Raw genomic sequence first — 412 nt, 5'->3', positions numbered from 1 at the left:
CGCGGTTGAATTTCCAGCATGATTTCAGACTGCAAGATGTTTGCAAGTTCTGTTTCAGCATCCAAACCGTGTACGGCTTTAAGATCCTGAGCAAGCTCTGTGGAGTATTCCGCTTTCAAAGCGCGTGACTTAGCAGCTACAGTAACTTTTTCAATTGAGAAAGCCATTTCTGCGAAGTTAGTGCCGTTACCGTCACCCAAAGCTTCTGCTTCAGTTGTACCCATACCAACACCTGTTGTTTCAGAACCTTCACCCAATTTGGCGTTGTGTACTGGGGTTGCATTACCAGAGAATGCAGTGTCTGCTTCGTTGTAGAACGCTTCGCCGCCAGCTTGGCTGGTTACGCGAGAGCGCATCGCAAAGATAAGACCAGTTGGTCCTGTCATCGGCTGAACCCCCCAAATATCCTCCA

General features: G+C 48.5%; 1 protein-coding gene. It reads right to left on the bottom strand.

The window, feature by feature from the left end; all coding sequences use genetic code 11:
* A partial coding sequence (locus EOA22_RS37325; protein ID WP_206521612.1) for a hypothetical protein occupies positions 1-412 on the bottom strand: 412 nt, incomplete at both ends.

The organism is Mesorhizobium sp. M7A.F.Ca.US.014.04.1.1, assembly GCF_003998745.1.
GTDB classification, from domain to species: domain Bacteria; phylum Pseudomonadota; class Alphaproteobacteria; order Rhizobiales; family Rhizobiaceae; genus Mesorhizobium; species Mesorhizobium ciceri.
The sequence above is the reverse complement of the archived record's forward strand: the minus strand, read 5'-3'. Positions and strand labels throughout refer to the sequence as shown.